The sequence below is a fragment of the Streptomyces sp. NBC_00083 genome, assembly GCF_026343295.1.
Lineage (GTDB): Bacteria > Actinomycetota > Actinomycetes > Streptomycetales > Streptomycetaceae > Streptomyces.
Genome location: NZ_JAPELY010000005.1, coordinates 229,678 through 241,783 on the forward strand (window position 1 = coordinate 229,678; position 12,106 = coordinate 241,783).

A 12,106-nucleotide genomic window follows, 5' to 3' on the forward strand; every position below is an offset into this window, starting at 1 on the left:
GGTCAGCGCCTGGCGCCCTCGATGCGGGCGGCCACCTCGCCGAGGCGGGCCAGGTCCTCGGAGGTGAGGACGAGGTCGGCCGCGGCGGTGTTCTGCTCCAGGTAGCCGACGCGCTTGGTGCCGGGGATCGGCACGATGTCGTCGCCCTGCGCGTGGACCCAGGCGAGCGCCACCTGGCCGGGCAGCACGTCATGGGCTCCGGCGATCGACCGGACGAGATCGAGGGCCTGCTGGTTGGCGTCCAGGTTGTCCTGGCTGAAGCGGGGCATGCCGCGGCGCATGTCGTTGGCGTCGAACGCGTCGCGCGAGGTGACCGCGCCGGTCAGGAAGCCGCGGCCCAGGGGCGAGAACGGGACGACGCCGATGCCGAGGCGGCGGGCGGTGGGGAGGACGGACTCCTCGATGTTCCTGGTCCACAGCGAGTATTCGCTCTGGACCGCCGTGACGGGATGGACGGCGTGGGCGCGCTCCAGCTGCTCGGCGGGAAGTTCGGAGACGCCGATGTGGCCGATCTTGCCGGCCTTCACCAGCTCGGCCATCGCGCCGATGGAGTCCTCGATGGGGGTCTTCGGATCGACCCGGTGCAGGTAGTAGAGGTCGATGTGGTCGACGCCGAGCCGCGTCAGGGACTCCTCGCAGCTCCGCCTGACGTACTCCGGGTCGGCGCGCAGGACCATGCCGGTGCCGGGCCGCACGTCGTCGATGCCGCACTTGGTGGCGAGGACGACTTCGTCGCGGCGCTCCCTCAGCGCGTACCCGACGAGCTTCTCGTTGGCGCCGACGCCGTACAGGCCGGTCGCGCCGTACACATTGGCGGTGTCGATCAGGGTGACGCCGAGGTCGAGGGCGCGGTGGATGGTGTTGATCGACTCGATGTCGTTGCCGACGCCGTACGACTGGCTCATGCCCATGCAGCCGAGGCCCTGTGCGGAGACCCGCAGTCCTTGGCTGCCCAGAGCGACCTGGCGCATGTGTTACGTCCCTTCGTTGTGGAGCGCGTCCCCAGGGGGACGGGCCTCGTGGGGATGGTCCCCGTGGTGGTGGAACCAGTGGGTCAGACGGCCCACCGCATGACCACCCGTCAGCAGGTAGAGGGCGTGCGCGAGACCGGTGCGGCGGCCGTGCCGCAGCCACAGGAAGTGGTGGTGGGGCCGGCTGTCGTGCGGGGTGGGCAGCAGGAAGACCAGGAGCAGCGAGACCAGGGTGAGGGCCGCCATCAGGAACAGGGCCGCCTGGAAGGCGACGCGGTAGCGGTCGGTGTCGGCGCCGGGCCCGGAGTGGGCGCCCAGCATGGAGAAGACCGTGCCGATGCCGGCGACGCCGAGGGCCTGGCCGACCTGGAAGGCGGTGGTCAGGGCGCCGGAGGCGGAGCCCTTGTCCTCGGGGCGGATGCCGGTCAGGACGATCCCGATGAGCGGGGACATCGTCAGGCCCTGCGCGGTGCCGACGAGCAGCAGCGGAAGCGCCAGGCTCCACGCGGACAGCCCCGTCCCGCGAGGTGCGCGGTGAACCAGGCCGAGAGCAGCCCGCCGAGGAGCAGGACGTGTCCGATGGTCAGCACCGCGCGGCCGAGCCGGGGCACCAGGCGCGGCACGACCAGCGAGGAGAGGAAGAAGGCCACGCCGACGGGCGCGAAGGCGAGCCCGGACTGGAGCGGGTCGAGGCCGAGGCCGACCTGGAAGGTCAGTGAGGTGTAGACGGCGAGGCCGACGATGGTGATGAAGTACAGCACCCCGATGACGGTGCCGACGGCGAACGCGCGCTGGCGGAAGAGGGAGGGCCGCAGCAGCGGGGTGCGGCCCCGGCGCACCAGGGAGCCCTCGTACCGCACGAAGAGCGCGAACATCGGGATCGCCACCATGAACATCGCCCACGTCCACCAGGCCCAGCCCGCGCCCGGTCCGATCAGGAGCGGAAGGACGAGGAGCAGCAGCGAGGTGCCGAGCAGGCCGGTGCCGGCGAGGTCGATGTGGTCGTGGCCGGCCGGCCGGTCGGGGGCCATCACACGGGCGCCGGTGACGAGGGCCGCGGCCCCGATCGGTACGAGGACGAGGAAGGCGGGGCGCCAGGCGAGGCCGCCCAGGTCGAGCTGGATCAGGGCGCCGCCGATGAGCTGTCCCGCAACGATGGCCACGCCGATGGTCGCGCCGAACAGGCCGAGCGCGAAGTTGCGTTCCTTGCCCTCGAAGGTGTCCTGGATGATCGAGAGGATCTGCGGGTAGATCAGGGCCGCGCCGAAGCCCTGCACGAGGCGGGCCCCGATGAGGACCGGCGCGTTCGGCGCGAGGCCGCTGACCAGGACGGCCGCGGTGAACAGGACGAGGCCGCCGAGCAGCACGCGGCGGCGGCCCGACACGTCGCCGAGCCGGCCGCCGGTGATGAGGAACACCGCGTACACCAGGCCGTATCCGGCGACCACGAACTGCGCGGTGCCGAAGCCGACATGGAGGGTCTGCTGCAGCGAGGGCATCGCGAGGTTGGCGATGGAGGCGCCGCCCACGACGAGGAACGTGCAGATCAGGCCCACCCCGAGGACGAACCAGCGGGTGCGGTCGGCGGGGGCCGCGAGGACCGGGGGCGCGCTCGTGCCTGCCGCCGCCGGGGGCGCGACGGCGCCGGCCGCCGCTCGCGCGGGCCCCGGGGCGGAGAGCGTCACGTGCCGGCCAGGACGAGCACGGTCGCCAGGGCGGTGTCGGTGGCCGACGCCGGGTTCTGGCCGGTGACCAGGCGCCCGTCGGTCACCGCGTGCGCGGCGAACTCGGTGTCGGCGGCCTCGTGCTTGGCGCCCAGCTCCTCCAGGGCGGTCTGGAGTGCGAACGGCACCACGTCGGTGAGGCCGACCGCGGCCTCCTCGGCGTTGCTGAACGCGGTCAGCCGCTTGCCCTCCACCAGGGGGCGGCCGTCCGAGAGCCGTACGTCCACGAGGGCCGCCGGGCCGTGGCAGAGCGCGGCGACGACGCCGCCCGCCTCGTAGATGTCACGGGCGTGCGCGGCGAGCGCCGGGTTGCCGCGGAAGTCCCACATGGTGCCGTGGCCGCCCGCGAAGAAGATCGCGTCGTAGGCGTCCGGGTCGATGTCCTCGGGGCGCAGCGTGTCCGCGAGCTTGACGCTCATCCCGGGGTCCGCGAGGAACGCCTTCTGGACCTCGTCGGACAGGTCGACGCCGGAGGCAGGCGGGGTGCCGCCCCGCACCGACGCGAGGTCGACGCGGTATCCGGCGTCGGTGAACACCCGCCAGGGGTGGGCGACTTCGGGCAGGTAGTAGCCGGTGGCGCGGCCCGTGTCGCCCAGCTCCGCGTGGCTGGTGAGGACGACGAGGACCGTCTTGGTGCGGGGCATGGGGATCTCCTGCTGCGGGCTCAGGCCTGGGCGGCGGCGAGATTGCGGAAGCGCGGGCCGTAGAAGACCGGCTTGTTCAGGTCGCTGTAGGTGGTGAGGAAGCCGAACTCGGCCGGGTACAGGCGCGGCAGGTCGTCGATGACGGACTGCGGGATCTGGCGGCGCATGAAGGTGAAGCAGGAGAACACGCGGAACTTCACCATGTGGTGGACGGCGTCGCCGAAGGTGGGCCACTGGGTGGCGGCGGAACCGTTCCACAGCTCGTCGAGGTGGACCATCATGCCGGTGTACGTCTGGTCGAACTGGGCGAGCTCCGCCTCGACTTCGGCGCCGTCCGGGTCGGCGGCGAGGATCTTGGCGTAGCCGTCGGCGGGCACGGCGAGGGTGTTGACGACCGCGGGCCAGTCGATGCGGCTGCCCTGGAAGTGAACGGCCTCGGTGTCCGAGGTCAGCTCCAGGGGCGGCTCGGGCGTGCGGTACTCGCGGCCGTACCAGAGTTCGGCGAACTTGCCGTAGTGCGACTCCTCGTGCTGGAAGGAGGCGCCGGCCTGGATGGTGCCGCCGGTCGCGCCCTCGCCCTGTTCGAGGATCTCGTCGATGCCTTCGAGGAGCTGGTCGACGGGGTCGACGCCGGGGGTCGGCACGATGGTCTTGAAGCCGATGTTGTCGCCGACCTGGTTGGCGATGCCGCCGCCCTTGACCGCGGCGCGCAGCTCGTCGGCGTTGTCGACGATCGCTTCCTTGATCTGCGAGTAGAGCTTGCCGATGGTCGGGAAGTCCTCGTGGCTGTACTCGTCGGGCAGCAGGAACAGCGGCGACTCCAGGCGCATGAAGTTGCGCAGCTGCGGCTTGGAGAGCGAGGCGAGCCCGATGTAGAGGTCGGGCTCCACGCCGCCGGGCAGGCCGCGGCGGGGGAACGCCGGGTCGAGGTCCTTGATGCGGGGACGGCCGCCGATGGCCGCGAGCATGTTGCCCGCGATGGCCATGTGGACCATCTCCTCCATCAGCACGCTGCGCACGGTGTTGTAGCTGGTGTAGTTCTGCACTTCGAGCGAGAGCATGGCCGAGGTGTAGATCGGCAGCGTGGAGTGCTCCAGCTCTATCGCGGTCTGGAGCGCGGCGCGGATCCAGGCGACGTTGCGCTTGGCCGGGGCCTTGACGGTCTCGTCCTGGGCGGTGGTCATCGCGGTGTTCCTTTCGTTGGCTTACGGTCGGGCATCGGCAGGGTCCGCCCCGGCGCGATCAACAGCCTGACGACACGGATCAGTTGGCGGCTTCCTGGCGGCGGGCCCGGGTCAGCAGGGCGAGGACCGCGAGGAGCGCGACGGCCGCGAACAGGGCGACGCCCAGGCCGATCCGGTGCATGGAGACCAGCGTGCCGAGGACGGCGACGCCGAGGGCCGAGCCGGCCTGCCGGGAGGCGTTGAGGGCGCCCTGTGCGGTCGCGGCGTACTCGGCGGGCGCCGTCATCGCCATGTCGGCGGTGGAGGCGGGGATCGCGGTGGTGGAGCCGAGCGCCAGCATCAGCTGGGCGGCGATCAGGAGCACGAACGGGGTCTGGGTCCCGGAGAACGCCAGAATCACGCCGGACAGCACACCGCAGGTCAGCCCGAACAGGATGAGGGGGCGGGTGCCGATGCGGGCCACCAGGCGTCCGGTGAACAGCGGGAGCACGGCGAGCGGCAGGGTCATGGGCAGGAAGGCGAGACCGGTCTGGAAGGGCGTGAGGGAGCGTTCGTTGACCATCCACTGGGTCATCGCGTAGAGCAGCCCGTAGAAGACGAACGAGGCGGCGCTTCCGGCGATCATGTCGGCCTGCACCCTGGCCCGCACGAGGAGGGCGGGCGGCAGTGCGGGGAAGGGGGCCTTGCGCTCGACGAGGGCGAGGGCGAAGAAGGCCACCGCGGCGGCGACCACGGCGATGATGGGGGCCGGCCGGCCCCAGCCGGACGTGCCGCCCTCGACGAGCCCGAAGGTGAGCGCGCCGAGTCCGACGATGGAGAGCACCAGGCCCGCGGCGTCGATCTGCCGGTGCGGGCGCTTGCCGTCGGCGGCGAAGCCGCGCGCGGCGAGCCAGGTCACCAGGGCGATGGGCGGGTTGACCAGGAAGACCAGCTGCCAGCCGCCGAGCGCGACCAGGCCACCGCCGAGCACCGGCCCGGAGACCAGGCCGAGCGAGCTGACCGCGGCCCACGCGCCGACCGCGCGCGCCTTCTTGGCCGGGTCGGGGTAGAGCCCGCCGAGCAGCGCGAGGGAGGCGGGGACCAGTCCCGCGGCGGCGACGCCGAGCAGCGCACGGCCCCCGATGAGCAGCCCGGCCGAGTTGGCGAGGGCGCACAGCAGCGACACGACGCCGAACGCGATCAGCGACGTACGGTAGATGCGCCGCGGGCCCCAGCGGTCCGCGAAGGAGCCGGACGCCAGCATCAGGCCGGCGAAGACGACCGTGTAGGCGTCGACCGTCCAGGCCAGGGCGCCCGTCGAGGCGTGCAGGCTGTGCTGGAGGTCGGGCAGGGCGACGTTCAGGATGGACGCGTCCATCAGGACGAGGAAGTTGCCGACCGCGATACCGAGGAAGCGGCCGGCGGTGCGCGGCTTCCCGGCAGGGTTCGCCTTCTCGGCAGACGCCGGAGGTGTGACGTCGATGCTCTCGGTTGTCATGAACGGCAGGGTCCCGCACGGGCGGTAGGGCGGCCAACGAATCCGGGCGGACTTCCTGACCTCAGGCCGAGGTCTTGAAGTGTGAGCGATGTCAGGAAGTCCGTTCGAGTGATGGGCGGTTGGCAATCCGGCCCTGCTAGCTTCCCGGTACTCGCCGATAAATGCGCCCCTTCGAGGCGCAATCGGAATCCCAACATCTGAATCCCGTGAGGGATTTCCAGGAGGCTTCAGAAATGGCCGAGATCAAAACCGTGGCCGTTCTCGGTTACGAGAGCTGCAGCGAGCAGGACACCATCACCCCGCTCGAGATCTTCAAGGGCGCCGCCATGGTGCTCGCCCAGCAGATCGCGCCGTGGCCCATGGAGGCCGAGCCGCGCGAGCTCGACGTCAAGCTCGTGGCGCTCGACGCGGGCAACGTCGTCATGCAGATGGGCACGCAGGTCGTGCCGGACGCGGTCCTGGAGGACGGGCAGCTCTTCGACATCCTGTACGTCCCCGGCGGCGTCGGCTCCGGAAAGATGACGCAGGACGGGCGCATCCTCGACGCCATCCGCCACCACCACGTGAACGGCAGGATCATCGCCGCGAACTGCTCCGGCGTCGGCATCCTGTCCCGTTCCGGGATCCTCGGCGACACCCCCGTCACCTGCGTCGCCGCGGTCGCCCGCGGCCTGCGCGCGGAGGGCACCACCGTGCCGTCGCCGCGCCGGATGTGGCTGCACGACGCCGCGAAGAAGATCTGGACGACGACCGGTTCGTACGGCGTGAACGGCTCCACCGTCGCGCTGGTCAGCGAGTACTTCGGCAAGGAGGTCGGCACCATCGTCTCGATGATGTTCGACACCTACGGGGGCCTCGGCGAGCAGGTCTACGAGGCGTCGGGCCCGGAGTTCTACGTCCACCCCGAGCTGGAGGAGAAGTTCACCGACTTCTTCGAGCCCATGCTGCTTCCGGGCCGGGGCGCGCAGGCATGATCACCGTCACCGCGCGGCAGGTCGTCAAGGCCGGCAAGGAGGCGGAGCTCGAGGTCCTCATGACCGGGCTCGCCGCCAAGATCCGTGCCAACGAGCCCGGTTGTGTCGGCTTCGACTATGTGAAGCCGGAAGAGGGCGGCAACACGCGTCTGGTCGTGGAGCGTTACCGCGACGACGAGGCCATGGAATTCCACAAGTCGACGGAATACCTGCGCGACTTCATTCCGAAGCTTCTGGAATGCCTGGAGGAATTCCCGGAGGTGAGCGTCTACCGCGACGTCACTCCGGGACCGGAGCTGCCCGACTCGTTCTTCCACGTCGGCATCGTGGTCCCGGACCTCCCGGCGGCGATCGCCCGCTACTCCGAGGTGTTCGGCATCGAATTCACCGAGCCGGCCACCTTCAAGGTGCCGCGCCTGGAGGACCCGGAGCCGCACCCCTTCGAACTGGTCTGCGCCTTCTCCAAGACCGGGGCGCCCTACTACGAGCTCATCCAGGCCGACGGTGACGGCATCGTCTCGGCGGAGAACGCCGGGAAGATCCTTTACTACGGGGTCTGGGAGGACGACATGGCCGGCCGGCTCGACATCCTGAAGAAGCAGGGCGTCGGCGTCGACGCGCTGTTCCGCAAGGACGCCGACTCCACGCCGTTCGCCGTCATCACGGCACCCGACCTCATGGGCGCGCGCATCGAGTACGTGGACACCGGCGACCGCGGCCCCATCGACGAATGGGTGCGCACCGGGGTCTATCCCGGCGGCCTCGAGTCCGAGTAGCGGGCCGCGAAGTCCCGGGACCCACCCCGGGCGCAACTCATCAGTGAACCCGGAAGGGAACTCTTCCATGCGTTATGACCACATAGTCGTCGGTGCCGGCTCCTCCGGCGCCGTCCTGGCCAGCAGGCTCACGGAGAACTCCGGCGTCAACGTCCTGCTCCTGGAGGCCGGACCCGACTGGGCCGACAACGCCGACATCCCGGGCGACATCACCAACGCCCGCACCGTGTCCGTGGAGGACCACGACTGGGGCTACTCGGCCGAGGCCGTCCCCGGCCGGTCCCTGACGTACGCCCGCGGCAAGGTGGCCGGCGGCTGCTCCGCCGTCAACGGGGCGATCGCGCTGCGCGGCATCCCGGCGGACTACGACGAGTGGGCCCAGCTGGGCAACGACCAGTGGTCGTGGAGCTCGATGCTGCCGTACTTCCGCGCGATCGAGGACGACCAGGACTTCGACGGACCGCTGCACGGCAAGGGCGGCCCCACCCCGATCGTGCGCCACACCCGCGACGAGCTGGTCCCCTTCCAGGCCGCCTACCTGGACGCCTGCATCGACCAGGGCTTCGACTACGTCGCGGACCACAACGACCCGGAGTCCACCGGCGTCGGCCCGATCCCGATGAACCGCCGCGGCGACGTGCGGATCTCCACCGCGATCTCGTACCTCACCGAGGCCCGCAAGCGGCAGAACCTCACCATCCGCTCGGGCGCCACCGTGCACCGGGTGCTCTTCGAGGGCACCAGGGCCGTCGGCGTCGAGGTGGAGACCGCGGGCCGGCTGGAGAAGGTCTACGGCGACCAGATCACCCTGTCCGCCGGCGCCCTCAACTCGCCCGCGATCCTGCTGCGTTCGGGCATCGGTCCGCAGGAGCAGCTGCGCGAGCTCGGCATCGAGGTCGTCCTCGACCAGCCGAACGTGGGCGAGAACCTGATCGAGCACCAGCAGATCACCGTGGGCCTGCTGCCCAAGGACGGCGTCACCGACCCCGACGACCCGGACGTGCAGGTCCTGGTGCGGTACACCAACCCGGGCTCGCAGCAGTTCAACGACATGCAGCTGTACTTCGTCAGCCGCTACGTCCCGGTCACCCACCGCCCGATCAGCGTCATGAGCGTGCTCCAGAAGCCGCAGTGCCGCGGCCGGGTGTCGCTGCGCAGCGCCGACCCGACCGTCGACCCGGCGATCGCCCTCAACTCCTACGGCACCGAGGCCGACCGCAAGATCGCCCTCGACGGCGTGCGGCTCTCCTGGGAGATCGCCAACTCCAAGCAGATCCAGGACCTTTCGTCCGGCCTCTCGGACAAGCTGACGCAGCGCCAGGTCGACAGTGACGCCCTGCTGCTCGACTACATCCGGGAGAACTCCGCCACCCTGTGGCACCCGGTCGGCACCGCCAAGATGGGCTCCGCCGAGGACTCCACCGCCGTCGTCGACCAGCGTCTGCGGGTGCACGGCGTGGAGAACCTGAACGTCGTCGACGCCTCCGTGATGCCGACGCACGTCAGCGCCAACCCCAACCTCACCTGCTACGTCATCGGTGAGCGCGCCGCGGAGTGGTTCCTCCAGAACGCCTGAGCCCGCCCGGCACTCCGGCTCGGGCCGCACCCCCCCTTCCGCGGCCCGAGCCGGGCACATGGCCTCCAACCGACCGCATTTCACGAGGAGTTCACTCATGGCCGACGTCACCGACGAGGGGTCAAAGCTCGTCCGGCTCTACTACGAGCAGTTCCTGACCGCCCCCGGCGACCTCCAGCTCGCCGACCGGATCATGGCGCCCGACGTGGTGTTCAACAACCCCATCTCACCGGACGGCATCCACGGCCTGCCGGCGTACAAGGAGTTCGCGCTGCGCTGGTACGGCGGGTTCCCGGACCGCGTCTTCACCATCGACGACCTCCTGGAGCAGGGCGACAAGGTCGCCGCGTCGTTCACCATCACCGGCACCCACCGCGGTGTGTTCATGGGCGCCGCCCCCACCGGCGAGCGCATCACCGTGCGCGGGATGAACATCTTCCGCATCGAGGGCGGCCTCATCAAGGAGGTCACCGCCTTCTTCGACCCGCACCAGCTGCTCGCACCGCTGGGCCTGGACGGATGAGCCCCGCGCCGGCGGCGAAGGGGAAGATCGCGGTCCTGATCGAGGAGCACTTCGACCAGAGCGAGTACCGCGCGTTCAACGAGTACTTCCCGCGGCGCGGCTACGAGGTCACCTACGTCTCGCACCTGTGGGGCCAGCCGTCGCTGACCTTCGGCAGCAACCCCGACAACGGCTACGTCGAGGAGCACATCACCGTCACCACCGAGGTCGCGGCGATCGACCCGGCCGACTACGACGGCCTGATCCTGATCGGCGCGTACGCGATGGACCGGCTGCGCTACCAGGCCGAGGTGGCAGGTCCCCACAGCCGCAACAAGGCGCCGGCGGTGGAGTTCCTGCGCGCGGCGATGGCCGTCGACGGACTGAAGGTCGGCACGATCTGCCACTCGCTGTGGCTGCTCTGCGCCGACCGCCAGCTCCTCGAAGGCCGCCGGGTGACCTGCGCCCACAACATCGTCTGCGACGTCGAGAACGCGGGCGCCGAGGTCGTCTACGAGGGCGACGGCACCGCGGAGCTGGTGGTCGACGGCGACCTCATCACGGCCAAGCACCCCCAGATGACCGACCGGTTCATGGACACCTTCGTCCGCGAGATCGAAGCGGTCGACCGACACCGCTAGGAGAGGCCATGCCAGACCAGCAGCAGATACGCGCCGCCGTCGACGGCTACGCGGAGAGCTTCAGCAAGCGCGACCGGGACGGCTTCGCCGCCCTGCTCGCCGAGGACGTCGTGCAGTACGAACCGGTCGGTTCGCCCGCCAACGCCGGCAAGGCCGCCGTCGTGGGCTTCTTCGACGGGGTCTTCGAGGTGATCGACCGCGTCGAGTTCCGCGTCACCGACGTGGTGGTGACCGGCGACGAGGCCGCGTTCACCTTCCACATCACCGCCCACAAGAAGGACGGCGGGACCGTCGAGGACCGCGGCATCGACACCTTCCGGGTCGGCGACGACGGCCTGATCACCGAGATCAAGGGCTACCACGACGAGGCCCACACCCAGGTCGCCGGGGGCTGATCGGCATGCGGGGGGTCCTGGACGCGCCCGAGGCGGGCGTCGCGCGTGGTACCTACACCGGCAAGGTGCGGCTGCGCCGCGGCCGGGTGCGGCTGAGGGTGTCCGAAGAGGGCCACCACCGGGCCGCGTCCCCGCTGGAGCTCTTCTTCGACCTGGTCTTCGTGGTGGCGGTCGCCGAGCTCACCGAGGTGCTGCTGCACGCCCCGACCTGGGCGGGGGTGCTGCGGTTCACGGCGCTGTTCGTGCCGGTGTGGTGGAGCTGGGTCTGCTACACCTTCTACGCCGACCGCTTCGACAACGACGACCGCGTCTACCGGCTGATCATGATCGCCGCGATGATGGCGGTGCTGACGCTGTCGGTGGCGGTACCGACCGCCTTCGCCGGCGGATCCGGGGCGAAACGGTTCACGCTCGCCTACTTCGTGGTGCGTCTGATCCTGCTCGGCCTGTATCTGCGCGCCCACTACCACGTGCCCCGGGCACGGCCCCTGACCACCCGCTTCCTCCAGGGATACGGGCTCGGCGCGGTGATCTGGGGCATCGCCGCCCTGGTGCCGACGCCGTACTGCTACGCGCTGTGGGCGACCGGGGTGACGGTGGAGCTGCTCACCCCGATCGTGTCCACCTCGGCGATCGCCAAGGTCCCCTTCAACGTGTCGCACGTACCGGAACGGTTCGGCCTGTTCACCATCATCGTGCTCGGCGAGGTCGTGGCGCTCAACGCGATCGGGATCGCGGCCAGCGGGCTGCGCGGCGGGACCCTGGCCGTGGTGGCGGGGTCCTTCCTGATCGCCGCGGGCCAGTGGTGGCTGGTCTTCGACCACGTCGACGCGAGCCCGCTGCGCAAGTGGCGGCTGACCGGCCAGGCGTACGTCTACGGCCACCTCTTCGTGCACGGCGGCATCACGGTGACCGGCGTCGGCGGGCTGCTCGCGGCGCAGGCCGCCAACGGCGGCGGCCGCATGCCCCTGGACGGCGGGCCGGTGCTCTGCTTCGGCATGGCGGCCTTCCTCTTCGGGGTCGGCGCCATCCATCTGCTCAACGTGGGACGGCGGGGCGACCTGCGCTCATGGTCCCGGCTCGGCCTCGGCGCGGCCTTCGTGCTGTTCGGCGTCGCCGGCGGCGGACTGCCCACGGTGCTCCTCGAAGCGGTCCTGGTGGGCGGGATCGCCTGCCAGATCCTCGTGGAGAGCCGGGCCCCCGCGGTGAGCCATGCCGCAAGCAACCACTGACTGGGAGACA

Annotated in this window: 13 protein-coding genes; 7 read left to right on the forward strand and 6 right to left on the reverse strand. The window is 70.6% G+C overall.

The window, feature by feature from the left end:
* Positions 1-2: 2 nt before the first annotated feature.
* The 6 genes from OOJ98_RS33680 to OOJ98_RS33705 all read right to left on the reverse strand — a co-directional run bounded on the left by OOJ98_RS33680 (position 3) and on the right by OOJ98_RS33705 (position 6,000).
* Entirely contained in the window at positions 3-971 is a 969-nt protein-coding gene (locus OOJ98_RS33680; RefSeq protein WP_267058932.1) for an aldo/keto reductase, read from the reverse strand.
* A gap of 3 nt (positions 972-974) precedes the next feature.
* A complete protein-coding gene (locus OOJ98_RS33685; protein ID WP_267058933.1) occupies positions 975-1,424 on the reverse strand; it encodes a hypothetical protein in 450 nt (149 codons plus the stop codon).
* Positions 1,425-1,426: 2 nt separating this feature from the next.
* Positions 1,427-2,656 carry an MFS transporter gene (locus OOJ98_RS33690; RefSeq protein WP_267058934.1) on the reverse strand — a complete coding sequence of 410 codons (1,230 nt, stop codon included), beginning with the start codon at positions 2,654-2,656 and terminating at the stop codon, positions 1,427-1,429.
* The gene (locus tag OOJ98_RS33695) at positions 2,653-3,339 is read right to left on the reverse strand and encodes a type 1 glutamine amidotransferase domain-containing protein (RefSeq protein WP_267058935.1); all 687 of its coding nucleotides are present in this window, start codon (positions 3,337-3,339) and stop codon (positions 2,653-2,655) included. The genes OOJ98_RS33690 and OOJ98_RS33695 overlap by 4 nt, the downstream gene beginning before the upstream one ends.
* A 20-nt stretch (positions 3,340-3,359) precedes the next feature.
* Positions 3,360-4,523 (reverse strand): ferritin-like protein, encoded by a 1,164-nt coding sequence (locus OOJ98_RS33700; protein ID WP_267058936.1) that lies wholly within the window; start codon positions 4,521-4,523, stop codon positions 3,360-3,362.
* A gap of 79 nt (positions 4,524-4,602) precedes the next feature.
* Positions 4,603-6,000: an MFS transporter gene (locus tag OOJ98_RS33705; protein WP_267058937.1), complete on the reverse strand. Its 1,398-nt coding sequence runs from the start codon at positions 5,998-6,000 to the stop codon at positions 4,603-4,605.
* A gap of 233 nt (positions 6,001-6,233) precedes the next feature.
* Between OOJ98_RS33705 and OOJ98_RS33710 the strand changes: the two genes are divergently transcribed.
* The 7 genes from OOJ98_RS33710 to OOJ98_RS33740 all read left to right on the forward strand — a co-directional run bounded on the left by OOJ98_RS33710 (position 6,234) and on the right by OOJ98_RS33740 (position 12,096).
* Positions 6,234-6,974, forward strand: coding sequence for a DJ-1/PfpI family protein (locus OOJ98_RS33710; RefSeq protein WP_267058938.1), 741 nt, complete (start codon positions 6,234-6,236; stop codon positions 6,972-6,974).
* Positions 6,971-7,750 (forward strand): antibiotic biosynthesis monooxygenase, encoded by a 780-nt coding sequence (locus tag OOJ98_RS33715; protein ID WP_267058939.1) that lies wholly within the window; start codon positions 6,971-6,973, stop codon positions 7,748-7,750. Before OOJ98_RS33710 ends, OOJ98_RS33715 begins: the two co-directional genes overlap by 4 nt.
* 67 nt (positions 7,751-7,817) lie before the next feature.
* On the forward strand, positions 7,818-9,326 hold the full coding sequence (gene mftG / locus OOJ98_RS33720; RefSeq protein WP_267058940.1) for a mycofactocin system GMC family oxidoreductase MftG: 1,509 nt from the start codon (positions 7,818-7,820) through the stop codon (positions 9,324-9,326).
* A 97-nt stretch (positions 9,327-9,423) separates the two neighbouring features.
* Positions 9,424-9,849, forward strand: coding sequence for an ester cyclase (locus OOJ98_RS33725; RefSeq protein ID WP_267058941.1), 426 nt, complete (start codon positions 9,424-9,426; stop codon positions 9,847-9,849).
* Entirely contained in the window at positions 9,846-10,469 is a 624-nt protein-coding gene (locus tag OOJ98_RS33730) for a DJ-1/PfpI family protein (RefSeq protein WP_267058942.1), read from the forward strand. The genes OOJ98_RS33725 and OOJ98_RS33730 overlap by 4 nt, the downstream gene beginning before the upstream one ends.
* 8 nt (positions 10,470-10,477) lie before the next feature.
* Positions 10,478-10,864, forward strand: coding sequence for a nuclear transport factor 2 family protein (locus tag OOJ98_RS33735; protein WP_267058943.1), 387 nt, complete (start codon positions 10,478-10,480; stop codon positions 10,862-10,864).
* Between the two features lie 5 nt (positions 10,865-10,869).
* Positions 10,870-12,096 (forward strand): low temperature requirement protein A, encoded by a 1,227-nt coding sequence (locus tag OOJ98_RS33740; RefSeq protein ID WP_267058944.1) that lies wholly within the window; start codon positions 10,870-10,872, stop codon positions 12,094-12,096.
* Positions 12,097-12,106 lie beyond the last annotated feature (10 nt).